Origin of the sequence: Rhizobium sp. BR 317 (assembly GCF_047445835.1) — a bacterium.
Classification (GTDB): domain Bacteria; phylum Pseudomonadota; class Alphaproteobacteria; order Rhizobiales; family Rhizobiaceae; genus Rhizobium; species Rhizobium paranaense.
In genome coordinates this window covers 1-642 of record NZ_JARWLB010000199.1, presented here as the reverse complement: position 1 = coordinate 642, position 642 = coordinate 1, and the positions used below count along the sequence as shown (strand labels likewise).

At 61.9% G+C, this 642-nt stretch carries 1 pseudogene; it reads right to left on the bottom strand.

Features of this window, described 5'->3' with window-relative positions:
* Positions 1–76 precede the first annotated feature (76 nt).
* Positions 77–642 (bottom strand): annotated as a pseudogene (locus QD357_RS32775) (conjugal transfer protein TrbE); the annotation flags it as partial.

Genomic DNA, 642 nt, shown 5'->3' with positions numbered 1-642 from the left:
ACCCGTGGCAGTGCCGGCGTCCGCKGGCATGGCAGCGCCKATCGTCACGACGATCGACGCCAAGCTGGCGAGCAGCCTATTCGAAGTTGGGCAGCGATGCGGCATCGTGAACTCCTCTCATTTGTAGCCAGTGGATCGGCCAGTCGCGGCCGTGTTCGGAGCTGAGCGTGCGAATGCGCTTCAGGTCTTCCTTGCCCGATGCGCCGACGAAGCTCAGCGCCACGGGGCCGAGCGCCATATCGAACAGTCGTCGGCCTTCGGGAGTGACAACGTAATATTCGCGCTTGKGGATCGCGTTCGAAACGATCTCGATCTGTCGCTCGTTGAAGCCGATCCGTTCGTAGAATTCGCGCGTTCCGGGCTCGCGCGCGGCGCCGTTCGGAAGGCAGATCTTGGTCGGGCAAGATTCTTTGAGGACATCGATGATGCCGGATCGCTCGGCGTCTGAGATGKATTGCGTCGCCAGTACGACGGCGCAATTGGCCTTGCGCAGCACCTTGAGCCACTCGCGGATCTTACTGCGGAAGACCGTATGGCCGAGCATCAGMCAGGCTTCGTCCAGCAAGATCAGGCTCGGCGAGCCGTCGAGACGCTTCTCGATCCGCCGGAACAGGTAGGTGAGCACAGGAACCAGATTCCGCT